This window comes from Streptomyces sp. NPDC001750 (assembly GCF_042892615.1).
Classification (GTDB): Bacteria; Actinomycetota; Actinomycetes; order Streptomycetales; family Streptomycetaceae; genus Streptomyces.
Genome location: NZ_JBIAUE010000015.1, coordinates 1 through 22,791 on the forward strand (window position 1 = coordinate 1; position 22,791 = coordinate 22,791).

The window sequence follows — 22,791 nt, forward strand, 5'->3', positions numbered from 1 at the left end:
CGATGGTACTGCAGGGGGGACCCTGTGGGAGAGTAGGTCGCCGCCGAACAGTTTTTGTGGGGAAGCCCCGCACCCTTGTGGTGCGGGGCTTTCTCTTTTTGCGGGGCCTGCTCTTCACGGGAGACAGCCGCGTCACCCCTGTGCACCCGCACGAGATGGCTGCGGGTAAGGTCGGGGTGCATCATTCGTACGTTCTTCCCAGGAGGCCCCCGGGTGGAGGTCCAGGAGACTCGGGTTCAGACGGACCGGGTACTCACCATCCCCAACATCCTCAGCATGGCACGCCTTGTCGGCGTCCCGCTCTTCCTGTGGCTGATTCTCCGCCCCGTGTTCGGCGGCCCGCAGAGCGATGGCTGGGCCCTCCTCGTCCTGATGCTGAGCGGCATCAGCGACTACCTCGACGGCAAACTGGCCCGGCGCTGGAACCAGATCAGCAGCCTCGGCCGGCTCCTGGATCCCGCCGCGGATCGTCTGTACATCCTCTCGACCCTCGTCGGCCTGACCTGGCGGGAGATCCTGCCGCTCTGGCTCACCGCGGTACTGCTGGCGCGTGAGCTGATGCTCCTCGTAATGGTGGGGATCCTCCGCCGCCACGGCTACCCGCCGCCCCAGGTGAACTTCCTCGGCAAGGCCGCCACGTTCAACCTGATGTACGCGTTCCCCTTGTTGCTGCTCAGCGACGGAAGTGGTTGGCTGGCTTCGCTGGCCGCGATTTTCGGATGGGCGTTCGCAGGTTGGGGTACAACGCTCTACTGGTGGGCAGGCATCCTCTACGTCGTTCAGGTCCGCCGACTCGTCAAGGCGGACGCAACAGCCGATTGAGCTCGTTGAAGCGGCGCCGCGCAGTGTGGCCGGCCCCCCGCTGATGCCCCGAACAGTGCCCCTGACGGGCGAAGTCGGCCAGACCGTCGTCTCTTCAAGGAGGACGATTCCGACATGAAGGCCGTCGTGATGGCTGGTGGCGAAGGCACGCGCCTTCGCCCCATGACCTCAAGCATGCCCAAGCCGCTCCTCCCGGTCGCCAATCGGCCGATCATGGAGCACGTGCTGCGGCTGCTGAAGCGGCACGGGCTCAACGAAACCGTCGTCACCGTCCAATTCCTCGCCTCACTGGTCAAGAACTACTTCGGAGACGGCGAAGAGCTCGGGATGGAGCTCAGTTACGCCAACGAGGAAAAACCGCTCGGCACCGCCGGAAGCGTGAAGAACGCCGAGGAGGCGCTGAAGGACGACACCTTCCTCGTCATTTCCGGTGACGCGCTCACCGACTTCGACCTCACCGATCTCATCGCCTTCCACAAGGAAAAGGGCGGGCTGGTGACGGTGTGCCTGACGAGGGTCCCGGACCCTCTGGAATTCGGGATCACGATCGTGGACGAGGCGGGTCAGGTCGAGCGCTTCCTGGAGAAGCCCACCTGGGGGCAGGTCTTCTCGGACACCGTCAACACGGGCATTTACGTCATGGAGCCCGAGGTGTTCGACTACGTCGAGGCCGATGTCTCCGTGGACTGGTCCGGGGACGTCTTCCCGCAGCTCATGAAGGAAGGCAAGCCCATCTACGGCTACGTCGCCGAGGGCTACTGGGAAGACGTCGGCACCCATGAGAGCTACGTCAAGGCCCAGGCCGACGTTCTCGAACGCAAGGTCGACGTCGAGATCGACGGCTTCGAGATCTCACCGGGCGTCTGGGTGGCCGAGGGCGCCGAGGTGCACCCCGACGCGGTACTCCGCGGCCCCCTCTACATCGGGGACTACGCGAAGATCGAAGCCGGGGCGGAAATTCGCGAGCACACGGTCATCGGGTCCAACGTCGTCGTCAAGAGCGGCGCCTTCCTGCACAAGGCCGTCGTCCACGACAACGTCTACATCGGCCAGCACAGCAATTTGCGCGGATGCGTGATCGGCAAGAACACCGACGTCATGCGGGCCGCCCGGATCGAGGACGGGGCCGTCATCGGGGACGAGTGCCTGATCGGCGAGGAATCGATCATTCAGGGCAATGTCCGTGTCTACCCCTTCAAGACCATCGAGGCCGGGGCGTTCGTCAACACCTCGGTGATCTGGGAATCGCGCGGTCAGGCCCATCTCTTCGGAGCCCGGGGCGTTTCAGGGATTCTGAACGTCGAGATCACCCCGGAGCTGGCGGTCCGGCTCGCCGGTGCCTATGCCACCACCCTCAAGAAGGGTTCGACGGTCACCACGGCACGCGATCACTCCCGCGGAGCCCGGGCACTGAAGCGTGCGGTGATCTCGGCGCTCCAGGCCAGCGCCATCGACGTACGGGACCTGGAGAACGTACCGATGCCCGTCGCCCGCCAGCAGACCGCGCGGGGCAGCGCCGGCGGGATCATGATCCGTACGTCCCCCGGCGTGCCCGACTCGGTCGACATCATGTTCTTCGACGAGCGGGGCGCGGACCTGTCCCAGGCCCGGCAACGGAAACTGGACCGGGTCTACGCCCGTCAGGAATACCGTCGCGCCTTCCCCGGCGAGATCGGGGACCTGCACTTCCCGTCGAGTGTCTTCGACTCGTACACCGGATCCCTGCTGCGCAACGTGGACACCACGGGGATCGCGGACGCCGGGCTGAAGGTCGTCGTCGACGCTTCCAACGGCAGCGCCGGGCTCGTCCTGCCCAGCCTGCTGGGGCGGCTCGGCGTGGACGCGCTGACCATCAACCCGGGCCTCGACGAATCGCGGCCCACCGAGTCCGCCGACACCCGGCGCGCAGGCCTGGTGCGACTGGGCGAGATCGTGTCCTCGGCCGGGGCCGCGTTCGGTGTGCGGTTCGACCCCGTCGGCGAACGGCTCTCCCTCGTCGACGAGAAGGGCAGGATCGTCGAGGACGACCGGGCGCTCCTGGTGATGCTCGACCTCGTCGCGGCCGAGAGGCGCAGCGGGCGTGTGGCGCTGCCGGTGACCACCACGCGGGTCGCCGAACAAGTCGCGGCGTACCACGGGACACAGGTCGAATGGACGACGACGTCGCCCGACGATCTGACCCGTGTGGGACGCGAGGAGGGCACCATCTTCGGGGGAGACGGCTGCGGCGGCTTCATCGTTCCCGAGTTCAGCAGTGTCTTCGACGGTTCCGCGGCCTTCGTGAGGCTGCTCGGGCTCGTCGCCAGGACCCAGCTCACCCTCAGCCAGATCGACGCCCGGATCCCGCGTGCGCACGTCCTGCGCCGCGATCTGGCCACGCCCTGGGCGGTCAAGGGCATGGTCATGCGGCGGGTCGTCGAGGCCGCCGGGGAGCGCAGTGTCGACACGACGGACGGCGTGCGGGTCGTCGAGGCCGACGGGCGATGGGTGATGGTGCTGCCCGACCCGGCCGAGGCCGTCACCCATCTGTGGGCCGAGGGACCCGATGACGCGTCCGCGCAGGCCCTGCTGGACGAGTGGGCGGGCGTCGTGGAGAGCGCAGGTCACTGAGAGGGCACCCACCGGTGTGCCCGGGGCGCTCCCGGGCGCCGCAGGGCACTCCGGTGGCCCCATTCGGCGGTAGCGGCGGAGCCGTGCGACGATGTGCGGCATGTCGCAGCAGACCCCCGATCGGAGTACCCCCGCGCGTCCGGACGCATCCATGTCGCTGCTGACCAACGTGATGGACCACAGCCTGGACGACGGATACGCCGAGGCCTCGGCGCGTCGCAGGGCCGACGGGGCCGCGGGCATGCCCCGCAGGCTCAGATCGAAGCTCGGCCTCGCCGCCTGCCTGGTGCTCGCCGCTCTCGTCGTCACGCTCGGCGCCGCGCAGGCGCGCGTCTCGGCCCCGGTCCTCGCCAAGGAACGCGAGGAACTCATCGATCGCATCGACGGCGAGACGAAGGCGGCCGACACTCTCGAGTCCCAGGTCGACGGACTCCGGGAAGACGTGGGCAGGCGCCAGCGCAAGGCGCTGGAGAAGCACGGCGGGGACCAGGGAGAGCTGGTGGCACTGCTCGCCGGGGCGACACCCGCGCGGGGGCCCGGCGTGAAGCTCGTGGTCGACGATGCGAGGGAAGCCGACGCGGGAGGCGGCGGCCCCCGGGGGAACAGCAGCTTCTCCGACACCGGGCGCGTCCGCGACCGGGACCTCCAGCGGGTCGTCAACGGCCTGTGGCAGTCCGGCGCCGAGGCGATCGCGATCAACGGACAGCGCCTGACGGCCCTGTCGGCGATCCGCGCCGCCGGTGACGCCATACTGGTCGACAACAGACCGCTCGTGCCGCCGTACACGGTGCTGGCGGTGGGGGACGGGAAGCCGCTCGGTGCCGCGTTCAGGGACAGCGACGACGGCCAGTACCTGCAGGCGCTCAAGGACACCTTCGACATCCGGACCAGCATGTCCGTCCAGGAGAAGGTGAGCCTCCCGGTCGCCCCCAGCCTGATCGTAAGAACAGCACAGCCTTACCGGGCCGCAGACACCGGCAGTGGCGCGGCAGACGCAGAGAAGGGCACATCGTGATCGCCGTACTGGGCCTCGTCTTGGGAGTCGTGGTCGGACTGTTGGTCCGGCCCGAGGTGCCGGCGGTGGTCGAGCCCTACCTTCCGATCGCCGTCGTCGCCGCGCTCGACGCCGTCTTCGGCGGGCTGCGGGCCATGCTGGACGGCATCTTCGTCGACAAGGTCTTCGTCGTCTCGTTCCTGTCGAACGTCGTGGTGGCCGCGCTGATCGTGTTCCTGGGCGACAAGCTGGGCGTCGGGGCCCAGCTCTCCACCGGCGTGGTGGTCGTGCTCGGGATCCGGATCTTCTCCAACGCCGCAGCCATCCGCCGGCACGTCTTCCGGGCCTGACGCCGATGAGCGACGCAGAGATCCCCGAGAACAGCGAACCGGCCACCGAGCGGCCCGGCACCACCACCCCGGAGCTCACGGGGCGTCAGCGCCTCGTCGCCGGACTGTGGCCCCCGCGGGTGACGCGCGCCCAACTCGTCGTCGCGCTCCTGCTGTTCGTCCTCGGCCTGGGCCTGGCCATCCAGGTGCGTTCCACCAGCGACAACAGCGCGCTGCGCGGGGCCCGCCAGGAGGACCTCGTGCGCATCCTCGACGAGCTGGACGACCGCACGCAGCGGCTGGAGGACGAGAAGCAGGGTCTCGAGGCCCAGCGCACGGAGCTGGAGAACAGCTCCGACCAGGCCGAGGAGGCCCGCAGACAGACCATCGAGAAGGAACGGCAACTCGGTGTCCTCGCGGGTACCGTGGCCGCCCACGGGCCGGGGATCACCCTCACCGTCGACGACCCCGTCAACGGGGTGAAGGCGGACATGCTGCTCGACGCGCTCCAGGAGCTGCGCGCGGCGGGCGCCGAGGCGATCGAGGTGAACGGGGTCAGAGTGGTGGCCAACACGTACTTCTCCGGTGATGGCGGCAATGTCAAGGTCGACGGCCGTAAGATCACCGCACCGTATGTGTTCAAGGTGATCGGGAAGCCCCAGGACCTGGAACCCGCGCTCAACATCCCCGGCGGTGTGGTGCAGACACTGGAGAAGGAGCAGGCCACGGTGCATGTGGAACGGGTCGACGACATCGTCGTGGACGTCTTGCGACCGGCGCAGCGGCCTGACTACGCTCGGTCGTCATCCCCGTGAGGCCGCGGTACGGAAGGGTTGAGCAACACGGGCGGGAGGTTGCGGGGGGTCGCCGCACCGACATGGTGGTGCGTGGTGGAAACTGTCGAGTGGATACGGACGTTGTGAAGTTGTCCGGGTCGGCAGGTGTGTTCGTTCAGGGTTCGTCCTGCCCCACGGGCGGGTCTATTTCGGTCAAGGGGAATCGCCCGTGAAGTTGTTTGGGAAGTTGTTCGGCAAGAGCGCTCGCGACGAGGCTGCCCGTCATCGCGCACCGCGCCACGGCCAGGCGGACGAGGAGGGCTCGCAGCGCCCGCTCTTCCGCGATGAGACGTCCGGTCCGGGCAGCGGCGCCGCGGGCGCCTCCGGCGCGTCGTCCGTTGACCCCGCCGGTGCCGGCCGCATAGGTTTCGGGGCACCGTCGAACTCGGGTACGGGTGGAGGGCTCGGCCCGGGGCAGGAGGGTTCGTCCATGCCGGTCTGTACGAGGTGCGGTCACCGCAACACCGAGGACAGTCGCTTCTGCTCCCACTGCGGCGCGCCGCTGAGGGGCGGAATTCCCGAGCGTGCCTCGGAGACGACATCGACCATCTCCATCTCCGGCCTGGAGGCGTACGACGCGGAGACCACCGGGCAGACGGCCCTGCCGTCCCTCTCGCCCGAGGCGCAGGCCGCCGTCGAGGCCCTTCCGGTCGGATCGGCGCTCCTCGTGGTGCGACGCGGTCCGAACTCCGGGAGCCGCTTCCTGCTGGACGGTGAGCTGACCACGGCCGGCCGCCACCCGCAGAGCGACATCTTCCTCGACGACGTGACCGTGTCGCGTCGGCACGTGGAATTCCGCCGGAACCCCGACGGCAGCTTCACGGTCAGTGACGTGGGCAGCCTCAACGGCACCTACGTCAACCGTGAGCCCATCGACTCCGTCGCTCTGTCGAACGGTGACGAAGTGCAGATCGGCAAGTACCGGCTGGTCTTCTACGCGAGCCAGCGGGGCATCTGACCCGTCAGGGAAGGTCCATGCTGAGAACACCGACGGGCGGTGCCGGTCACGGCACCGCCCCGGCCGAAGACCGTCCGATGAGCATCGGCACGGTGCTCCTGCGGCTGCGGGACGAGTTTCCCGAGGTCACCATCTCCAAGATCCGTTTCCTGGAGGCCGAGGGACTCGTCGAACCGCAGCGGACCCCCTCCGGTTACCGCAAGTTCCGCGCGGCCGATGTGGAGCGACTGGCACAGGTGCTCCGCATGCAGCGGGACCACTATCTCCCGCTGAAGGTCATCCGCGAGCATCTGGATGCGCTCGCCCGCGGCGAACAGCCTGCGCTGCCCACCGGCAGCCTGAAGGATCCGGTCGACGCCGGCGCGGACGCGCAGCCCTTCCGGGCGACGGCGCCCCGGATCGGCCGTGCGGAGCTGCTCGCGGCCGCCGAGGTCACCGAGAGCGACCTGGCCGAGTGGGAGTCGTACGGACTGGTCACCCCCACCGCCGAGGGCGGCTACGACGCCGAGATGGTGACCGTGGCCAAGCTTGTGGCGGATCTGGGCCGATTCGGTCTGGAACCGCGTCACCTGCGTGCCATGCGGGCGGCGGCGGACCGCGAGGCCGGGCTCATCGAGCAGGTCGTCGCCCCCCTGCGCCGTCACCGTAATCCGCAGACCAGAGCCCACGCGGAGGCCACCGCGCGAGAACTCGCGGAGCTGTCCGTACGGCTCCATTCCGCCCTGGTGCAGACCGCTCTGCGGGTGCGCCTCCACTGATCGCGTCGCCGCCCCGACTACCCAAACCTGCCGAGCACGTCCTAGGGTTGCTGTGTGAACGAGCTCGACGTTGTGGGTGTCCGGGTGGAGATGCCCTCCAATCAACCGATCGTGCTCCTGCGTGAAGTGGGAGGCGACCGGTTCCTCCCCATCTGGATCGGTCCTGGTGAGGCGACCGCGATCGCGTTCGCCCAGCAAGGCATGGCTCCGGCCAGGCCCCTGACACACGACCTCTTCAAGGATGTGCTCCAGGCCGTCGGGCAGGAGCTGACCGAGGTCCGCATCACGGATCTGAGGGAGGGGGTCTTTTACGCGGAGCTGGTCTTCGCCAGCGGGGTCGAGGTGAGCGCACGCCCCTCCGACGCCATAGCCCTCGCCCTGCGGACGGGAACGCCGATCTACGGCAGCGACGGCGTGCTCGACGACGCGGGCATCGCCATCCCGGACGAGCAGGAGGACGAGGTGGAGAAGTTCCGCGAGTTCCTCGACCAGATCTCACCGGAGGATTTCGGTAGCAGCAGCCAGTAGCCGTCGGCCAGGAACCCGACCGCCCGTCCGAGGGGACGCCGACAGCGCATCCGACAAGCCTTTCCCGCTCGCACGGCAGGAGAAACCACCCTCAGGGTGATTATCACTCGGCGTGCCGAGTGTGGCGATCGTTGACGCACCCCGAGTGACTGCCTACCTTCGAGGTGGCAGGTCAAGGACGGAGGTCGGCGTGAGAAGCAGCGGCGACGGTACGGCAGTCGGTGGGCCGTATCCGCAGCAGGGGAGTACGGCCGGCCGCACCATCGGGCAATCGGTGAAACCGACTGTGGTGGCGGGGGGCGGAGTGACATCGGCCGACGACATCGGCTACAGGGGGCCGACGGCCTGCGCGGCCGCGGGGATCACCTACCGGCAGCTCGACTACTGGGCGCGCACGGGCCTGGTCGAGCCGAGCGTGCGCCCCGCGTACGGATCGGGCACGCAGCGGCTCTACAGCTTCCGGGACGTCGTCCTGCTGAAGATCGTCAAGCGCTTCCTGGACACGGGCGTCGCCCTCCAGAACATCCGCACCACGGTGCAGCACCTGCGGGCCCGGGGATTCCAGGACCTGGAGCGGATGACGCTGATGAGCGACGGCGCGACGGTCTACGAGTGCTCCTCGCCCGACCAGGTCGTCGACCTGCTCCAGGGGGGCCAGGGGGTCTTCGGGATCGCCGTGGGCGTGGTGTGGCACGACGTCGACGCCGCCCTGTCGCAGCTGCACGGCGAGCGGGTGGACACCGGCGAGACGCTGATCGGGAACAACCCCACGGACGAACTGGCACGGCGGCGCAACCGCGCCGGATGACCGCGCCGGGAAGCGGGGCACGGCGATTGTCAGTGCCATGGGGCAGCATCGGAAGATGTGAGAGCCGCGCCCACCATCCTGCATCTCGACATGGATGCCTTCTACGCCTCCGCGGAGCAGGCGGCGAAGCCCAGCCTGCGCGGCAAACCGGTCGTGGTGGGTGGTCTGGGACCGCGCGGAGTCGTCGCCACCGCGTCGTACGAGGCCCGGCGCTTCGGGGTGCACTCGGCGATGCCCATGGCGCAGGCGCGGCGCCTGGCGCCCAACGCGGCCTATCTGGTGCCGCGCTTCCATCTGTACCGGGCGGTCAGCGACCAGGTGATGGAGTTGCTGGGGCGGCTCTCCCCGCTGGTGGAGCCGCTCAGCCTGGACGAGGCGTTCGTCGACCTGGAGGCCGGCGGGGTGGCCGACGACACGGCCTCCGCGCTGGCGGTCGGCAAGGAACTGCGCGCGGTCATCGAGGCCGTCACCGGGCTCACCGGCTCGGTCGGGCTCGCGGGTTCCAAGATGCTGGCCAAGATCGCGTCGGAGGAGGCGAAACCGAACGGTCTGCGGCTCATCGAGCCGGGGACGGAACGGGCGCTGCTCGCCCCCAAGTCCGTGCGGATCCTGCCCGGCGTCGGGCCCGCGACGGCCGATCACCTGCGTCGGGCCGGGATGACGACGGTCGACGACCTGGCCGAGGCGGGGGAGGCGGAGCTCGTACGGCTGCTCGGCAAGGCGCACGGCGGCTCCTTGTACCGCATGGCCCTCGGGCACGACGACCGGCCCGTCGTCGCCGAACGCGACGCGAAGTCGGTGTCGGTCGAGGACACCTTCGACACGGACCTGCACGACCGGGTGCGGGTCAGGACGGAGGTGGAGCGGCTGGCCGACCGGTGCGTCCGGCGGCTGCGCGGGGCGGGGCGGTCCGGGCGCACGGTGGTGCTGAAGGTGCGGCGCTACGACTTCTCCACGCTCACGAGGTCCGAGACGCTGCGGGGGCCCACGGACGATCCCGCGGTGGTCCGGGAGGCCGCCGCGCGGCTCCTGGAGGCCGTCGACACCACCGGGGGCGTACGGCTCCTGGGGGTGGGGGTCACGGGCCTCGCGGACTACACCCAGGAGGACCTGTTCGCCCAGGCCGCCGGCGAGCGGGCCGCCGCCGGGGACACGGCCGAGACGGACGCCGACGAGGGGCGGGAGCCGGACCGCCTGGCGGTCGACGCGTCCGAGGAGGCGCCGGTGACCGCCGAACGGCTCGCGGCCAGGGGCTGGCCCGCGGGCCACGACGTCCACCACGACACATACGGTCACGGCTGGGTGCAGGGCAGCGGTCTCGGCCGGGTGACGGTCCGGTTCGAGGAACCCTGGTCGGCGCCCGGCCGGGTGCGCACGTTCCGGACCGACGACCCGGAGCTGCGGCCGGCCGAGCCGATGCCACTGGTGCGTGATCCGGTGGACTACTCCTCCTGGCCGGCCAGCCTGCCGAAGTCCCTGTCCGGGGCGGTCCCCCCGGGCGAGGAGTCGAGGCCGTAGTGCCGGTACAGCTGGAGCTCCTGTTCCGGTGAGAGGTGGCGGCCGACACCGAAGTCGGGCGCTTCCCTGATCAGGGCGCGGTCGAAGGGGACGCGGAGGGTGTCCTCCACGAATTCGCTGGGTTCCAGCGGGACGAACGCGTCCCGGCTGAAGAGTCCGGTGCGCACGGCCGCCCACTCGGGTACGCCGGTCGCGTCGTCGAGGTACACCTCGTCCACGGTTCCGATCTTGGTGCCCTTGCGGTCGAACGCCTTGCGGCCGATCAGGCTGCGCGGATCGATGTCGGTCTGCACGATCCCTCCCACTGGTCGCGGCTACTCCACAAGCACTACAGAAGGGCACAATCGGGGGGTTGGCCACTCGAGGGATCCGTCACGAACCCCGCTGGTAGGCTGGTGGCGGCCGCTGACCCCGTGCGGGAGAGCCTCCGGAGCCGATCCGAAGGCGCCGAAGGAGCAAATCCTCCCCGGAATCTCTCAGGCCCCCGTACCGCACGGACGAGGTCACTCTGGAAAGCAGGGCGGGTCCCGTGCGGCCGAGTGCCGGTTCGGTTCCCTTCCTCACCGACGGTGAAAGCCGGTGTGCCGCAGGTGTGCCGGTGAAGCTCTCAGGTCGAGATGACAGAGGGGGAGGCCGTTCGGGCACCCGCGCCGCGGTGCCCCTTCGCAGGTCGTGACAGACCAGGAGGCCTCCACCATGACCCCCCGTCGCACTCCGCTCTCCCAGCTGGAGCAGGGCATTCCGTTCGAACAGCGCCACATCGGTCCCGATGCCGAGGCGCAGTCGAAGATGCTCGCCCAGGTCGGTTACGGATCGCTGGACGAGCTGACCGCGGCCGCGGTGCCCGATGTCATCAAGAGCGCCGAGGCGCTCGCCCTGCCGGGCGCCCGCACCGAGGCCGAGGTCCTGGCCGAGCTGCGCGCGCTGGCCGACCGCAACCAGGTGCTGGCCCCGATGATCGGGCTCGGTTACCACGGCACCTTCACCCCGCCGGTGATCCTCCGCAACGTCATGGAGAACCCCGCCTGGTACACGGCCTACACGCCGTACCAGCCGGAGATCTCGCAGGGCCGGCTGGAGGCGTTGCTCAACTTCCAGACCATGGTCGCCGACCTCACCGGGCTGCCCACCTCCGGCGCCTCCCTGCTCGACGAGGGCACCGCGGCCGCCGAGGCGATGGCGCTCTCGCGACGGGTCGGCAAGGTCAAGGACGGCGTCTTCCTGGTCGACGCCGACGCCCTGCCGCAGACGATCGCGGTCGTCGAGACCCGCGCCGAACCGACCGGTGTGGAGGTCGTCGTCGCCGATCTCACCGACGGCATCCCCGCCGAGCTCGCCGAGCGGGGCGTCTTCGGCGTCCTGGTGCAGTACCCGGGCGCCTCCGGCGCGGTGCGCGACCCCCGGCGCGTCATCGAGCAGGCCCGTGAACTCGGTGCGATCGTCACCGTCGCAGCCGACCTGCTGGCCCTCACGCTGCTCACCTCGCCGGGTGAGCTGGGCGCCGACATCGCCGTCGGCACCACGCAGCGCTTCGGCGTTCCGATGGGCTTCGGCGGACCGCACGCCGGCTACATGGCTGTGCGCGAGAAGTTCGCCCGCAGCCTGCCCGGGCGCCTCGTCGGCGTCTCCGTCGACGCGGACGGCAACAAGGCGTACCGGCTGGCCCTGCAGACCCGCGAGCAGCACATCCGCCGCGAGAAGGCCACCAGCAACATCTGCACCGCCCAGGTGCTGCTCGCCGTGATGGCCGGGATGTACGCCGTCTACCACGGCCCCGACGGGCTGCGGCTGATCGCCCGGCGCACCCACCGCTACGCGACGGTCCTCGCCGCAGGCCTGCGCGCCGCCGGTGCCGAGATCGTGACCGGGAGCTACTTCGACACTCTCACCGTGCGCGTCCCGGGCAGGGCCGCCGACATCGTGGCCGCCGCCCGCGAGCGCGGGGTGAACCTGCGGCTCGTCGACGCGGACCTGGTCTCCGTGGCCTGCGACGAGACCACCACGCGTACGCAGATCGCCGCCGTCTGGGCCGCCTTCGGCGCCGGGGGCGACATCGACGCGCTGGACGCCGACGCCGCCGACGCGCTGCCCGAGAACCTGCTGCGCGCCGACGAGTTCCTCACCCACCCGGTCTTCCACCAGCACCGTTCCGAGACGGCCATGCTGCGCTACCTGCGCGGGCTCGCCGACCGGGACTACGCCCTGGACCGCGGCATGATCCCGCTCGGCTCCTGCACCATGAAGCTGAACGCGACCACCGAGATGGAGCCGATCACCTGGCCCGAGTTCGGTGCGCTGCACCCCTTCGCCCCGGCCGAGCAGGCGCAGGGCTTCCTCACCCTCATCCGTGAGCTGGAGGAGCGCCTCGCCGAGGTCACCGGGTACGACAAGGTGTCCATCCAGCCGAACGCCGGGTCGCAGGGCGAGTTCGCGGGCCTGCTGGCCGTGCGCGCCTACCACCGGGCCAACGGCGACGAACAGCGGACCGTCTGTCTCATCCCGTCCTCCGCGCACGGCACCAACGCCGCCAGCGCGGTGATGGCCGGCATGAAGGTCGTCGTGGTGAAGACCGCCGACGACGGCGAGGTCGATGTCGAGGACCTGCGCGCCAAGATCGAGAAGCACCGCGACGAGCTCGCGGTGCTCATGATCACCTACCCGTCGACGCACGGCGTGTTCGAGGAGCACGTCGCGGACATCTGCGCCGAGGTGCACGACGCCGGTGGCCAGGTGTACGTGGACGGCGCCAACCTCAACGCCCTGGTCGGCCTCGCGAAGCCGGGCCGGTTCGGCGGTGACGTCTCGCACCTGAACCTGCACAAGACCTTCTGCATCCCGCACGGCGGCGGCGGCCCCGGCGTCGGCCCGGTCGGCGTGCGCGCGCACCTCGCGCCGTTCCTGCCCAACCACCCGCTGCAGCCCGCCGCGGGCCCCGCGAGCGGGGTCGGACCGGTCTCGGCCGCGCCGTGGGGTTCGGCCGGCATCCTGCCCATCTCCTGGGCGTACGTCCGCCTGATGGGTGGGGAGGGGCTGAAGCACGCGACGCAGGTCGCCGTGCTCGCCGCCAACTACATCGCCAAGCGGCTCGAACCGCACTTCCCGATCCTCTACAGCGGCCCGGCGGGCCTGGTCGCCCACGAGTGCATCGTGGACCTCCGGCCGCTCTCCAAGGCCACCGGCGTCAGCGTCGACGATGTCGCCAAGCGGTTGATCGACTACGGCTTCCACGCGCCGACCATGTCGTTCCCGGTCGCCGGAACGCTGATGATCGAGCCGACCGAGAGCGAGAACCTCGCGGAACTCGACCGCTTCTGCGACACGATGATCGCCATTCGCGGCGAGATCGAGAAGGTGGCCTCGGGGGAGTGGAGCGCGGACGACAACCCGCTGCGCAACGCACCGCACACCGCCGCGGCGCTGGGCGGCGAGTGGAAGCACGGCTACAGCCGTGAGGAGGCCGTCTTCCCGGCCGGTGTCATGGCCGCCGAAAAGTACTGGCCGCCGGTGCGCAGGATCGACGGTGCCTTCGGCGACCGCAACCTCGTCTGCTCCTGCCCGCCGCTGGACGCGTACGACAACTGACGCACCCGCGTCCGGGCACGTCACGGACACGCGTCGGGGCCGGTGCGGAGATCTCTCCGGGCCGGCCCCCGTTCGTACCTGCCGCTCTCAGGCGGCCCGCATCACCCGGTCGGCCGCCAGCGGCCGATGAGGAGCGATGATCTGCCCGTCCGGGAGCAGCTCACCGGTGTCCTCGAAGAGCAGGACACCGTTGCACAGCAGGCTCCAGCCCTGCTCCGGGTGATGCGCCACGAGGCGGGCTGCTTCCCGGTCGGGTGAGTCGGCGGTGGGACAGGGCGGCTGGTGCTGGCACATGGATGGGTTCTTTCGCTGCGTCGTGGTGAATGTCCTGCGGCTTGACGAAGTGTTCATGGCCGCTCCCCCGTGTCGATAGGTCCGGTCCCAGTGTTGCTCCACGGGCGCCATTCCGCAGGGATTTCGCGGCAGCACTTCCGTCTACTCCGATGACGCGTCACCCGGCCGGACGGTTCACCGCAATTGCACTGTCCTTTCGGGTGGTTCGGGGTGGTCGGACCGGGCTAGTCCGGACGGGCGGAACGTGCGTCCCCGCTCGGAGTCTCGCGTATGTGGGGAGTCCATGGGTCCCGTGTGCCCCGGGCCGCGCGCCCGCGACGTGCTGTCCGAGCGAGCCTTGGGGCGTACGAAGCCCTGGGCCGGAGAAGCACCGTGCCCCGTCGCCGGGGGACACGGCGACGGGGCACAGGAGTGTGGCGGCGGAGCGTTCGTCGTCAGGCGGGCGATCCGAGCAGCGGGCCCGGGCCCGGGGTGATCCGGCGGGTCATCAGGCTGAGCAGGTCGGTGACCCGGTGGGCACGGTGCGCCGCGATGCCCGGTGGTGCGGGTGCCAGCGGGACCAGGAGGTCGGCGGGGGCGAGCGAGCCGCCGGAGGCATCGGCCTCGGGGTCGGCGTGCAGCCACAGCGCCAGCATGTAGAGCGCCGGGACGGACAGCAACCGCGGCTGGTAGTGCGGTGTCACCGTCTCGGCCTGGCGCAGGGCGAGTTCGGTCGCCGGGACGTACGGGCCCTCGAAGAAGTGCGAGAAGGCCCAGCCGTCCGGCGTGAGCATGGTGTCCGCCGCGGCGACGGCCCGTCCCGAGTCGCGGATCAGGAACCGCCACCCGGCGAGCCGGGTGGCGGGGGCGACCCCGCCGGGCCCGATCCGGTCCAGCACATGGACGGGGAGCGGGAGTTCGGGGCTCAGCGGTCCCTGGGCGGACCGGAGCGCGGGCGTGCGGGCCTCACGGACTGCGGTGGGTGAACCGAGTGCCGCGAGAACGCTGCGCAGAGCGGGCGCGGGGGCCGGGGGTACATGCAGCGGCATAGTGGGTCGCCTCTCACTTCGGAGACACGTTGATGCGTGGGTGGGTGCAGACGTCGCTGTCGGCGTACGGGGCCGGAGGGGCCGGTGACGGGACCGGTGCGTCAACTCTCCGCCTCGTCAGCAAAGTTTATACGACAGGTGTTCACGCAGTGTTTTCCCTAGCCGCCGATGGTATTGCCGGCAAGGCGGCATCGAGACTTTATTATGCGGTATTTTCTGTTGATTTGCCGTCAACGGCTCAGTCGCTGCCAGGAGTTTTTCTCCGGGTGGGGACGGCTGAAACGAACTGTTCTGTCAACGTGTCTCGAGAACGCAAACCGCACGCTCCGTCATGCCGAGGGAATGTGCCTCCGGCCGTAGCTCTCAGGTTACTGGGTGCACGGCCTCCGGGAGGGCGTTGTGGATCACCGGCCTGGGCATTATCGACCGTGACGTGAGTGGCCTGGGCCGCGGGCTGCCCAATTGAGGGAGGGACACTTCGATGGGGGAGAAGGTCGTGGCGGGCACCTTTGACCTGTCCGATCGGCAGACGTACCGGAGGAAGCTCCACCAGTGTCTGGAGGGTTTGGAGAGGCTGCTGGCGGAGCAAAGGTTCGACCGCCCCCGCAATCTCATGGGCATGGAGATCGAGCTGAACCTGACTGGCGCCGACGGCATGCCGAGGATGATGAATGGAGAGGTGCTCCAGCGCATAGCCAGCCAGGATTTCCAGACGGAACTGGGGCTGTTCAATCTGGAAGTGAACATAGTCCCGCATCCCCTGCAGGGGCGAGTTTTCGATCAGCTCGCCGAAGAGCTCAGGACCGGACTCGGATATGCTCACCGGAAGGCGGGCGAGGTCGATGCCGGGATCACGATGATCGGAATTCTGCCCACGCTCGGGCATGCGGATCTCGTGGCGTCCAACCTCTCGGAGGCGGACCGCTACACACTGCTGAACGACCAAATCGTGGCCGCGCGGGGCGAGGATTTCTCGCTCGATATCCAGGGCGTGGAGCATCTGCTCTCCACGGCGTCCTCGATCACCCCGGAGGCGGCCTGCACCTCGGTCCAGTTGCATCTGCAGGTGACCCCGGCCCGCTTCGCCGCCGTGTGGAACGCGGCCCAGGCCGTCGCCGGAGTGCAGATCGCCATCGGCGCCAACTCCCCCTTCCTGTTCGGCAGGGAGCTGTGGCGCGAGTCGCGGCCGCCGCTCTTCCAGCAGGCCACGGACACCAGACCGCCCGAACTCCGCAACCAGGGGGTGCGGCCCCGGACCTGGTTCGGCGAACGGTGGGTGGCGTCTGCGTACGAACTCTTCCGGGAGAACCTGCGTTACTACCCCCCGCTGCTGCCGATCTGCGACGAGGAAGACCCGCTGGCGGTGCTGGACACGGGCGGGGTGCCGGCGCTTCAGGAACTCGTGCTGCACAACGGGACGGTCTACCGGTGGAACCGGCCCGTGTACGGGGTGGCCGACGGCGTGCCCCATCTGCGGGTGGAGAACCGGGTCCTGCCCGCCGGCCCCACCGTCACCGATGTGATCGCCAACGCCGCGCTGTACTACGGGCTCGTGCGGGCCCTGGCCGAGGAGTCCCGTCCGGTGTGGACCCGGCTGCCGTTCGCGGCGGCGGAGGAGAACTTCGACACCGCCTGCCGCCACGGCATCGACGCGGAGCTGATCTGGCCCCGTACCGGCCGGTCGGGCGGGCTGACCCGGATCCCGGCCGTCGAACTCGTCCAGGACGAACTGCTGCCGCTGGCCGCCGAGGGACTCGACGCCTGGAACATCGCGCCCGCCGACCGCGACCACTATCTCGGAGTCATCGAGGCGCGCTGCAGACGGCGGATCAACGGGGCGTCCTGGCAGACGGACACGTACCACCGGGCACGGGAGGCGGGACTGGGACGGCATGCGGCACTGGCCGCCACCACCCGCAGATATGCGGAACTGATGCGCGGCGGCGAGCCCGTGCACAGCTGGCCCACGGGCGTTCCCGCCGCGTGACCCCGCCCGTCGGCACCGACCCGCGTCCGTGCGGGTACGGCCGACCTCGGCGACGCGGCCCGGCTCTGGGCGGCGTGGTCGCTCTGCCCGGCCGTCGTGATCACCTGGACGATCACGGTCTCGATGCCGCCCGGGTCGGTGACCCGGTAGCCACCGCCGCCGGTCACCTCCGCCATCCGTACGAGTTCCTCGCGGTCGACGTCGGGGTCGACCGCGATGGCCAGGAGCGGCACCAGGTGCTCGGGGTTCGCGAGCCGCTTCCGTTCGGCGATCAGGCCGCCGCGGGAGAGGGAACGGTCGTCCTGGTACGAATCGTCGGTGAGGATCACCATCGCGCTGAACCTGCCCTCGGCGTACGCCGCCCGGGCGTCCCGGCACGTGGCGAGCACGGTGTCGTACAGGCCGGTCGCGCCGGTCAGGGACCGGTCGCAGGGAGGCGAAGGCCGAGGCCGGCCGCTCGCGACGGGTACCCCCTCCCACGACCGGATCGCCGAGGCGGGCGGTCGGCACCGGCCTGCGGTGGTCCTTGTCACCGTCGAGGGTGGTGGCGAACTCCCACAGCCCGATCTCGTCGTTCGGGGTGAACCGGGCGAGGGCCCGGATCAGTGACGCCTTGGTGACCTCCATCCGCGACCGGCCTCCACCCGGCACGATGGCAGCCGTCGAAACGGCACGCACGGCGGGGGCGGTGTCCGGTGGGGCCATCAGGGAAAGGCGTACGGCGGGGTCCCCGCAGGAGTCCGACGACAACAAGCCCGCCACGACCGCCGTTCCCGCGGGCCACGGCGAGGACGAGCGCCGTCGCGATCGCGACACCGCGCCGTCGGCGGCGCGGCGGGACCTCCCCGCGTCCGTCGGCCGCGGTGTCGTCGGGCAAGCTGTGACGTCCCATGTCGGTGGTGCCCCTCCTTGAGGACGAAGAGGGAGGAGGGGCACCACGCCATCACCGATGATGGCCGTCCCCCGACCCGTCGCGCATGATCTTCGTACTCGCATTCGAGACCTTGGCGCGAAGGGCAGGGGTACGGGGCGTGAATGCACAACTCGAGGCAGGTGTACAGGTGGAGACGGGGTACATGGCCAGTTCTTTTCCCCGGGAGGAGCTTTCACGGCGGACCGCGCGGGCCGAGACGGTGCTGGTACTGGCTCTCTCGCTGGGCGCCAGCGGGGTGTCTGCCCTGATCAGTTTTGTCGGCTCCCTGACGAAACCAGGGGGCTTGAAGGAGCAGGCCGCGACACTCAACGGCTCGTACGCCCCGGGGCGCCCCTGGCTGGATCTGGCCTGGCAGCTCTTCGGTATCGCCACGGCCCTGGTGCCCGTCGCACTCGTTGCCCATCTGCTGGTCAGGGAGGGTGCCGGGCTGCGTGCCGTCGGCTTCGACCGTACGCGGCCCTGGCAGGACCTGGGTCGCGGCACGGTGGTGGCGGCGGGCATCGGAAGCGCCGGGCTCTCCTTCTATCTGGTGGCGCGTGCCACCGGATTCAACCTCACCGTCGTTCCGGAGTCGTTGCCCGACGTGTGGTGGAAGTTCCCGGTCCTCATTCTGTCGGCACTCCAGAACTCCGTGCTGGAGGAAGTGATCGTGGTCGGCTATCTGCTGCGCAGACTCGGTCAGTTGGGATGGTCGCCGACGGCGGCCCTGACGGCGAGTTCGGTGCTGCGCGGTTCGTACCACCTCTATCAGGGGATCGGCGGGTTCATCGGCAATGTGGTGATGGGCGTGGTCTTCGTGCTGCTGTACCGGCGCTGGGGGAGGGTCGGTCCGTTGGTGGCCGCGCACGCGCTGCTCGACATCGGGGCCTTCGTCGGGTACGCGCTGCTGGCGGGCAAGGTGGGGTGGTTGCCTACGGCGTGAGCAGTTCGCCGTCGACGACGGTCACGGCCTTGCCGGTCAGCAGGGTGCGGTCGCCGCGCAACGAGGTGCGGACCAGGCCGGTGCGGGCGGAGGCTTGCAGTCCGGTCAGCTCGTCGCGGCCGAACCGGGCCGACCAGAAGGGGGCCAGTGCGGTGTGGGCGCTGCCGGTGACCGGGTCCTCGTCGATTCCGACGTTGGGGAAGAAGCCGCGGGAGACGAAGTCGTAGCCGCGCGAGGGGTCCTCGGCGGCGGCCGTGGCGATGACACCCCGCCGGGAGAGTCCGGCCAGCGTCATGAGGTCCGGGGCCAGTGCCCGTACCGACGCCTCGTCGGCGAGCTCGACGAGCAGGTCGCCGACGTGCGCTCCGGTGTCGTGGACGCAGACCGGCTCCGCGCCGAGCGCGGCGGCCAGCCCGGCGGGGGCGGCCGTGGGGGTGAGCGGGGCGGTGGGGAAGTCGAGCGTGATCGCGCCGTCCGGGTGGGTGGTCGTGGTGAGGATGCCGCACCGGGCGGTGAAGCGCACGGTTCCGCTCGCGGTTTTGGTGGTGTGCAGGACGTGGGCGGTGGCGAGGGTGGCGTGCCCGCACATGTCGACCTCGGTGGTCGGGGTGAACCAGCGCAGCTCCCAGCCGGCCGGGCCGCCCGGTGCCGCCGGGCGGGCGAACGCGGTCTCGGAGAGGTTCATCTCCATGGCAATGCGCTGGAACCACGAGGTGTCGGGCGCGGCATCCGCGTCCAGCAGCACGACTGCGGCCGGGTTTCCGGTGAAGGGGCGGTCGGTGAACGCGTCGACGATTCGGATCCTCATGGTGTGAACGTACGCGAGGCGGGCGGCCGTCGGCCAAGGCCAATCCGCGCCTGACGGCCCGACAGGCCCGGCCGCGGGCGGGGCCGGGCCGTACGTCGGACGCCTTGGCGGGCGGAGCCGTGTCGTCGGTCGGGGGAGTCCGGACGTCCGGCGATCGGCCCCTGCCGGGGCGGGACCTGTGCGCGAAGGGCCGCGCGGGATGTCGCGGGCCCATCCGAACGGCGCTCCCGTGCGGGGCGCCACCGTCAGGCGGTGACCAGCCCGTCCAGTTTGCGCAGCGACTCGACGAGCGCCGCGGTCGCCGAATCCTTGAGCTTGCCCGCCATCAGGGAGACCGCGGCCCCGGTGAACTCCCCGTCGATACGGACGGTGGTCGCCTCTCCTTCGGGCGCCAGGGAGTAGCGCATGGCCAGGTTGACCCCCATCGGTCCCTTGCCCCGGGTGGCGAGCAGACGCGCGGACTCCAGCTCCGTCACGGTCCACGTCACCTCGGCCGGGAAGCCCATGAGCTTCATGTTCTCCTCGTACGTGGCCGCGAGTTCGAGCGTGGCCGGGCCGCCCTTCGGGAAGCTCGTGTGGGTGGCGTTCCACTCGCCGTACGCGGTGAAGTCCGTCAGCCGGGCCCAGACCTTCTCGGCCGGTGCCTCGATGCGTGCCTCTGCGCTGACCTCGGCCATGCGACCACCCCTTCTCGACGGGTTACGGTGTCGCGGAACGTAGCCGCAGCGGCGTGAACATTCAATACTGATGAACCGTCAGTTCCGGGTGCCGCCGGCTTCCGCCCCCACGCGCCAGATCGACGCGGCGTCGAAACGGTCGGAGGCGCGTGGGTGCGGGCCGTCGTCGTGGCAGTGGAACGCGGCCCAGAACAGGTCGGCGTGCAGGGCGTCCGCCGGTGCGTGGATCCGGTACACGTACTCCCGTCCGTCGAGTGCCGGCAGGGCTACCAGCCAGGACACGTCAGCAGACCCCTTCCGGCCGCCGTGGGTGTTGTTGCCTGTGGGACGTGCCCCGAGCCGGTTCGCGGTTGCTCCGGGGCGGTGAAGCAAGGCGGCGCACGCCGTTTCTCCGGTTCGGGTTCCCGAGTGGCGAGATCTCATCCGCAAGGAGGAGGGATCGCTCTGGCGTGCCCACCTTGCGTGGGATGCCCAAATGGGTCGCTCCGCCGATGAATTCCCGCCAACGGACTGATGGGGTAAGAGGTGTGCAAAACCGGACGCCGCAGATCCCTCACCAGCCCGCATCGAATCATGCCGATCTCGACGCCGGACTCACCGTGGAGCTGGCCACCGTGGTGACGGGTGCCCGCAGACGCGCACTGCGCGACGGTGACCGGCACATCGACACGGCGCATCTGCTGCATTCCCTCATTGAATCGGACCCCGAGGTGCGAACGGCCCTCGACGAGGGGCCGCAACTGGCCAAGGTGCTCGGCTATCTCGTCCAGCGCAGCATCGGGTACGGGCTGCGCTGGCAGGGCTCGGTGGAGGACTCCGGCGCCGTTCCCGTGGTCACCGTACCCGGGCCGGGCCGGCGCGACCCGGGAGTGGCGGGCTGGTCGCCCTCGGCCGCCTCGGCCATGGCCGAGGCCGCCGAGCGTGCGCGGCGGCGCGGGGACGTGCGGGCCGGGGGTCTCGACCTGCTGGCGGCCCTGGCCATGGACCACGAATGCCGGGCCGTCGAGGTGCTGGAACGGGCGGGTGTGGACGCCGATCGGCTGGCGGCCCGCATCGTCCGGGCGCCGGGCCAGGAGTGACCGCTGCCGGTGTCCGCGCGACGCGTGCCGACACCCGTGTCCGGCGCGCGGTCGATGACAGCCGGTGCCCGACGGCCAGCAGGTGACAGGAAGATCGGGGACGGCGTGCCGGCTGGGCACGGCGACGCGGTCGGTTCGCATGATTCCCCACGGCTCGCTCGGGGTGCCCGGTCCGGGCCCCGGCCGCGGGCGAACGGAGGTACCGCCGGTCAGGGGTCACCGGGGTGACGCTCCTGACAGGCGCCTGTCATGATGTGCCGATGTACGCGTCACGAGCAAGAAGCGGCCTGGGACTCGCCCTGGTCTCGGCGTTCGCCTTCGGTGGTTCAGGGGTCGCGGCCAAGCCGCTCATCGAGGCGGGCGTCGATCCGCTCCACGTGGTCTGGCTGCGGGTGGCGGGCGCCGCTCTCGTCATGCTGCCCGTCGCCTGGCGCCACCGTGCTCTGCTGCGCAACCGTCCGGTCCTCCTCCTCGGGTTCGGGCTGCTGGCCGTCGCGGGTGTGCAGGCGTGCTATTTCGCCGCCATCTCCCGCATCCCCGTCGGAGTGGCGCTGCTGGTGGAGTACCTGGCGCCCGCGCTCGTCCTCGGATGGGTCCGGTTCGTCCAGCGCCGCCCGGTCACCCGGCGCGCCGCGCTCGGTGTGGTGCTCGCCGTCGGCGGGCTCGCCTGCGTCGTCGAGGTCTGGTCGGGGCTGAGCTTCGACGCGATCGGCCTGCTGCTCGCACTCGGCGCGGCGTGCTGCCAGGTCGGCTACTTCGTCCTGTCGGACCAGGGGAGCGCGGACAGGGGGCAGGGCGTCGAGCCGCCGAACCCGGTCGGCGTCATCGCGTACGGACTCCTGATAGGCGCGCTCGTCCTCACCGCCGTCGCACGCCCCTGGAACATGGACTGGGCGACCCTCGGCGGGAGCGCGGGCATGGACGGCACGGATGTCCCCGCCTGGCTGCTGCTCACCTGGATCGTGCTCGTCGCGACCGTGCTCGCCTACGTCACCGGGGTGGTCTCGGTACGGCTGCTCTCCCCGGCGGTCGCGGGCGTCGTCGCCTGCCTGGAGGCGGTCATCGCCACCGTGCTGGCCTGGGTGATGCTCGGCGAGCACCTGTCGGCCCCGCAGCTCCTCGGCGGCGCCGTGGTGCTGGCCGGGTCCCTGATCGCCCAGTCCGCCACACCCAAGACGCCCTCCGGGCCGGTCGCCTCCGGTCCGGGCGAAGGGCACGCCGTGACCGGCCGGGGTGACGGGCGGGCCGCAGGCACGGTCACCGGCTTCGCGACCGCCGAGACGCCGTTGTCCACCGGCCGCACCACGTCGTAGGGTGAC

At 70.3% G+C, this 22,791-nt stretch carries 22 protein-coding genes and 1 riboswitch; of the genes, 16 read left to right on the top strand and 6 right to left on the bottom strand.

What is annotated here, in order from left to right; all coding sequences use genetic code 11:
- The first annotated feature begins 213 nt into the window (after positions 1–213).
- The 10 genes from ACFYY6_RS22525 to ACFYY6_RS22570 all read left to right on the top strand — a co-directional run bounded on the left by ACFYY6_RS22525 (position 214) and on the right by ACFYY6_RS22570 (position 10,161).
- Positions 214–822 (top strand): CDP-alcohol phosphatidyltransferase family protein, encoded by a 609-nt coding sequence (locus tag ACFYY6_RS22525; RefSeq protein ID WP_073782737.1) that lies wholly within the window; start codon positions 214–216, stop codon positions 820–822.
- Between the two features lie 114 nt (positions 823–936).
- Positions 937–3,432, top strand: a complete 2,496-nt coding sequence (locus ACFYY6_RS22530) for a mannose-1-phosphate guanyltransferase (protein ID WP_351526026.1) — start codon at positions 937–939, stop codon at positions 3,430–3,432.
- Between the two features lie 151 nt (positions 3,433–3,583).
- Positions 3,584–4,447, top strand: a complete 864-nt coding sequence (locus tag ACFYY6_RS22535) for a DUF881 domain-containing protein (RefSeq protein ID WP_386608227.1) — start codon at positions 3,584–3,586, stop codon at positions 4,445–4,447.
- Positions 4,444–4,776: a small basic family protein gene (locus ACFYY6_RS22540; protein WP_073782734.1), complete on the top strand. Its 333-nt coding sequence runs from the start codon at positions 4,444–4,446 to the stop codon at positions 4,774–4,776. Before ACFYY6_RS22535 ends, ACFYY6_RS22540 begins: the two co-directional genes overlap by 4 nt.
- Positions 4,777–4,781: 5 nt before the next feature.
- Positions 4,782–5,570 carry a DUF881 domain-containing protein gene (locus ACFYY6_RS22545; protein ID WP_389194795.1) on the top strand — a complete coding sequence of 263 codons (789 nt, stop codon included), beginning with the start codon at positions 4,782–4,784 and terminating at the stop codon, positions 5,568–5,570.
- A 190-nt stretch (positions 5,571–5,760) separates the two neighbouring features.
- Positions 5,761–6,549 carry an FHA domain-containing protein gene (locus ACFYY6_RS22550; RefSeq protein WP_351518805.1) on the top strand — a complete coding sequence of 263 codons (789 nt, stop codon included), beginning with the start codon at positions 5,761–5,763 and terminating at the stop codon, positions 6,547–6,549.
- Positions 6,550–6,566: 17 nt separating this feature from the next.
- Positions 6,567–7,307, top strand: a complete 741-nt coding sequence (locus ACFYY6_RS22555) for a MerR family transcriptional regulator (protein ID WP_351518804.1) — start codon at positions 6,567–6,569, stop codon at positions 7,305–7,307.
- A 54-nt stretch (positions 7,308–7,361) separates the two neighbouring features.
- Positions 7,362–7,835: a bifunctional nuclease family protein gene (locus tag ACFYY6_RS22560; RefSeq protein ID WP_073782726.1), complete on the top strand. Its 474-nt coding sequence runs from the start codon at positions 7,362–7,364 to the stop codon at positions 7,833–7,835.
- A 190-nt stretch (positions 7,836–8,025) separates the two neighbouring features.
- Entirely contained in the window at positions 8,026–8,643 is a 618-nt protein-coding gene (locus ACFYY6_RS22565; protein ID WP_351518802.1) for a MerR family transcriptional regulator, read from the top strand.
- 57 nt (positions 8,644–8,700) lie between these two features.
- Positions 8,701–10,161 (top strand): DNA polymerase IV, encoded by a 1,461-nt coding sequence (locus ACFYY6_RS22570; RefSeq protein WP_389194798.1) that lies wholly within the window; start codon positions 8,701–8,703, stop codon positions 10,159–10,161.
- Here the strand turns inward: ACFYY6_RS22570 and ACFYY6_RS22575 are convergent.
- Positions 10,086–10,454 (bottom strand): PRC-barrel domain-containing protein, encoded by a 369-nt coding sequence (locus ACFYY6_RS22575; RefSeq protein WP_351518799.1) that lies wholly within the window; start codon positions 10,452–10,454, stop codon positions 10,086–10,088. The genes ACFYY6_RS22570 and ACFYY6_RS22575 overlap by 76 nt on opposite strands.
- A gap of 113 nt (positions 10,455–10,567) precedes the next feature.
- A riboswitch (glycine riboswitch) is annotated at positions 10,568–10,663 on the top strand.
- A 194-nt stretch (positions 10,664–10,857) separates the two neighbouring features.
- Between ACFYY6_RS22575 and gcvP the strand changes: the two genes are divergently transcribed.
- Positions 10,858–13,743, top strand: coding sequence for an aminomethyl-transferring glycine dehydrogenase (gene gcvP / locus ACFYY6_RS22580; protein ID WP_389194801.1), 2,886 nt, complete (start codon positions 10,858–10,860; stop codon positions 13,741–13,743).
- Between the two features lie 87 nt (positions 13,744–13,830).
- On the opposite strand, the gene ACFYY6_RS22585 is transcribed toward gcvP, so the two are convergent.
- Both ACFYY6_RS22585 and ACFYY6_RS22590 read right to left on the bottom strand, forming a co-directional pair.
- Positions 13,831–14,037, bottom strand: coding sequence for a DUF5999 family protein (locus ACFYY6_RS22585; protein ID WP_351518795.1), 207 nt, complete (start codon positions 14,035–14,037; stop codon positions 13,831–13,833).
- 434 nt (positions 14,038–14,471) lie between these two features.
- On the bottom strand, positions 14,472–15,065 hold the full coding sequence (locus tag ACFYY6_RS22590; protein ID WP_351625617.1) for a hypothetical protein: 594 nt from the start codon (positions 15,063–15,065) through the stop codon (positions 14,472–14,474).
- A 481-nt stretch (positions 15,066–15,546) separates the two neighbouring features.
- Between ACFYY6_RS22590 and ACFYY6_RS22595 the strand changes: the two genes are divergently transcribed.
- The 3 genes from ACFYY6_RS22595 (at position 15,547) to ACFYY6_RS22605 (ending at position 18,908) form a co-directional block, all read left to right on the top strand.
- Positions 15,547–17,052: a glutamate-cysteine ligase family protein gene (locus ACFYY6_RS22595; RefSeq protein ID WP_351518792.1), complete on the top strand. Its 1,506-nt coding sequence runs from the start codon at positions 15,547–15,549 to the stop codon at positions 17,050–17,052.
- A gap of 318 nt (positions 17,053–17,370) precedes the next feature.
- Positions 17,371–17,661, top strand: coding sequence for a hypothetical protein (locus ACFYY6_RS22600; protein WP_386608164.1), 291 nt, complete (start codon positions 17,371–17,373; stop codon positions 17,659–17,661).
- Between the two features lie 467 nt (positions 17,662–18,128).
- Positions 18,129–18,908 carry a CPBP family intramembrane glutamic endopeptidase gene (locus ACFYY6_RS22605; RefSeq protein ID WP_351625623.1) on the top strand — a complete coding sequence of 260 codons (780 nt, stop codon included), beginning with the start codon at positions 18,129–18,131 and terminating at the stop codon, positions 18,906–18,908.
- Here the strand turns inward: ACFYY6_RS22605 and ACFYY6_RS22610 are convergent.
- From ACFYY6_RS22610 to ACFYY6_RS22620, 3 genes are all read right to left on the bottom strand, one after another.
- Positions 18,898–19,716, bottom strand: a complete 819-nt coding sequence (locus tag ACFYY6_RS22610; RefSeq protein ID WP_351518788.1) for a PhzF family phenazine biosynthesis protein — start codon at positions 19,714–19,716, stop codon at positions 18,898–18,900. The two genes, ACFYY6_RS22605 and ACFYY6_RS22610, sit on opposite strands and share 11 nt — an antisense overlap.
- Positions 19,717–19,961: 245 nt before the next feature.
- A complete protein-coding gene (locus ACFYY6_RS22615) occupies positions 19,962–20,393 on the bottom strand; it encodes an SRPBCC family protein (RefSeq protein WP_351518787.1) in 432 nt (143 codons plus the stop codon).
- Between the two features lie 78 nt (positions 20,394–20,471).
- Positions 20,472–20,675, bottom strand: coding sequence for a hypothetical protein (locus ACFYY6_RS22620; protein ID WP_351518785.1), 204 nt, complete (start codon positions 20,673–20,675; stop codon positions 20,472–20,474).
- A 245-nt stretch (positions 20,676–20,920) separates the two neighbouring features.
- Between ACFYY6_RS22620 and ACFYY6_RS22625 the strand changes: the two genes are divergently transcribed.
- Both ACFYY6_RS22625 and ACFYY6_RS22630 read left to right on the top strand, forming a co-directional pair.
- The gene (locus ACFYY6_RS22625; protein ID WP_351518784.1) at positions 20,921–21,472 is read left to right on the top strand and encodes a Clp protease N-terminal domain-containing protein; all 552 of its coding nucleotides are present in this window, start codon (positions 20,921–20,923) and stop codon (positions 21,470–21,472) included.
- A gap of 260 nt (positions 21,473–21,732) precedes the next feature.
- On the top strand, positions 21,733–22,785 hold the full coding sequence (locus tag ACFYY6_RS22630) for a DMT family transporter (RefSeq protein ID WP_389194804.1): 1,053 nt from the start codon (positions 21,733–21,735) through the stop codon (positions 22,783–22,785).
- Positions 22,786–22,791: the final 6 nt, after the last annotated feature.

Excerpts from the sequence above, each read along its gene's own strand:
- ACFYY6_RS22530 (WP_351526026.1), top strand. The coding sequence starts at position 937 with ATGAAGGCCGTCGTGATGGCTGGTGGCGAAGGCACGCGCCTTCGCCCC.
- ACFYY6_RS22535 (WP_386608227.1), top strand. The coding sequence starts at position 3,584 with ATGTCGCTGCTGACCAACGTGATGGACCACAGCCTGGACGACGGATAC.
- ACFYY6_RS22545 (WP_389194795.1), top strand. The coding sequence starts at position 4,782 with ATGAGCGACGCAGAGATCCCCGAGAACAGCGAACCGGCCACCGAGCGG.
- ACFYY6_RS22555 (WP_351518804.1), top strand. The coding sequence starts at position 6,567 with ATGCTGAGAACACCGACGGGCGGTGCCGGTCACGGCACCGCCCCGGCC.
- gcvP (WP_389194801.1), top strand. The coding sequence starts at position 10,858 with ATGACCCCCCGTCGCACTCCGCTCTCCCAGCTGGAGCAGGGCATTCCG.
- ACFYY6_RS22585 (WP_351518795.1), bottom strand. The coding sequence starts at position 14,037 with ATGTGCCAGCACCAGCCGCCCTGTCCCACCGCCGACTCACCCGACCGG.
- ACFYY6_RS22590 (WP_351625617.1), bottom strand. The coding sequence starts at position 15,065 with ATGCCGCTGCATGTACCCCCGGCCCCCGCGCCCGCTCTGCGCAGCGTT.
- ACFYY6_RS22595 (WP_351518792.1), top strand. The coding sequence starts at position 15,547 with ATGGGGGAGAAGGTCGTGGCGGGCACCTTTGACCTGTCCGATCGGCAG.
- ACFYY6_RS22605 (WP_351625623.1), top strand. The coding sequence starts at position 18,129 with ATGGCCAGTTCTTTTCCCCGGGAGGAGCTTTCACGGCGGACCGCGCGG.
- ACFYY6_RS22610 (WP_351518788.1), bottom strand. The coding sequence starts at position 19,716 with ATGAGGATCCGAATCGTCGACGCGTTCACCGACCGCCCCTTCACCGGA.
- ACFYY6_RS22615 (WP_351518787.1), bottom strand. The coding sequence starts at position 20,393 with ATGGCCGAGGTCAGCGCAGAGGCACGCATCGAGGCACCGGCCGAGAAG.
- ACFYY6_RS22630 (WP_389194804.1), top strand. The coding sequence starts at position 21,733 with ATGTACGCGTCACGAGCAAGAAGCGGCCTGGGACTCGCCCTGGTCTCG.